The 1746-nt window shown below is 68.2% G+C and carries 2 protein-coding genes; both read left to right on the top strand.

What is annotated here, in order from left to right:
• On the top strand, positions 1–1356 hold a 1356-nt coding region (locus ACYQ2W_RS26115; protein WP_459873982.1), incomplete at its 5' end, for a hypothetical protein.
• 108 nt (positions 1357–1464) lie between these two features.
• Positions 1465–1746 (top strand): hypothetical protein (locus tag ACYQ2W_RS26120; RefSeq protein ID WP_459873984.1); only part of this gene is annotated, 282 nt, incomplete at its 3' end.

Below are 1746 nucleotides of genomic sequence, written 5' to 3' on the forward strand. Positions count from 1 at the left end.
TCCGGCGACAGCGTGCTCACCTTCACCACCACCGCGGCCGTCGCCGCCGACGCCCAGGTGGTGGTGGTGCGCAGCAAGGACGCCACCAGCAGCTCGGCCCACAGCTACAGCGACGGCGACACCGCCCAGACCCCCACCTGGATCATCAACCAGGACGCCACCGGCGACTTCACCGCGGCGATCACCGGCACCTCCACCACCGGCTTCGCATTGATCGCCCGCGCCGCCGCACCGTATCTCACCGCCACCATCGCCCCCAAAACCAGCAACCCCACCCGCATCGGCGTCACCGAGAGCATCGACGTCAGCGACACCAGGTACCTCGCCAACTACGTCCGCTCCGAGTACCGGCTGATCTGCGCCGAAGGGAAATCCACCACCAGCAGCCAGAGCTACGACGACGCCGACGGGACGCTGCCGATGATAAAGCTTGAGATCTCCGAGAGCGCCGATAACGGTCTGTCTGACAATTACACGCTGATCGACGCCGGCAAGATCGCCGGCTGGAGCGACTTCACCGCCGGCCAGGTGAGTGTGACCACCACCATCCACGGCCCGATGGCGGCGGTCGGCTCGATCCACTGGGACCTGGACAACTCCAGCACCTTCGACGCCGACGAGAAGTTCACCCTCGACACCGCCAACAACAAGGCCACCCTCACCTGGGACCCGGCCGACAGCGGCAACGATGCGGCCTCCTTCACCGACGGGACCCCGGTGAAGATCGTCTTCAACGGCACCACCGCGCTGACCCCCGGCATCTACTACGCGAGCCACTCCGCCACCAGCGGCGGCGTCACCGCCACCGCCGACTACGCCGCCGCCAACATCGGCATGGGCGTGAATGGCATTGGTTTCGAGAGCAACCAGGGGCTGTGCACCCTCACCGGCTACGAGGGCGCCCGCTTCCGCCCCAACTATCTGTGGTCCGGGCATGACGCCTTCGAGCAGTTCGTGCGCATCGGCGTCGACCTCTCCGCCGGCCCGGTGAGCGGCGACGAGATCGGCAAGACCAGCTTCGACGTCTACGCCCGCGCCAAGCAGATCAGCGGCGACAACTTCGTCAAGGTGGGCACCGTCTCCGCCAGCGACGAGCTGCTCCTCTGGGGCTACGACGTGCGCACCACGATGGTGACCGCCGGCTACACCGCCAACAGCATCGCCGAGCGCCTGGACGTCGACTTCGTCGTCCAGGGCCTCGGCACCAGCTACGGGTTCGACAGGGTGAACGCCCCGCGGAAGGCGTTCAAGCTCAACGTCGTCTCGGTCCAGCGCAGCCTCATCGGCGACCGCGTGATCCCGGTCCGCGCGGTGACCCAGGACGCCTCCACCAACGACGTGGTGTCGAGGCAGTAAGGGCTACCGCCTGAGGCACCGGCGCGCGGACCGCACCGCCCGCGCGCCGCGCCGCCCCGGCCTTGACCGATTTCTCACCGAATCCAAACGTTCCCGAGGAGCCCGAAAATGCACAAGCCCCCCCTCTCACCCCTGCTCATCAGCGGACTGGCGCTCAGCCTGGGGCTGGCCGCCGGCCCGGCCGCCGCCGCCACCAGCGCCGATCTGGTCGGCAAGGACAGTTCCGACAATGACCAAACGGCCAGCTCGGTGGGTCCGTTCAACTACGGCACCATGAAGGCGGACCTGGCGCCGCTGACCCTCGCCTCGGACAACCTCACGGCCGCCGGCGGGCGCACCGTCGGCTTCTCCGACAGCGCCGAAATCGCCTCGGGGGCCACCGTCACCGTG

The sequence above is a fragment of the Endothiovibrio diazotrophicus genome (assembly GCF_054657215.1).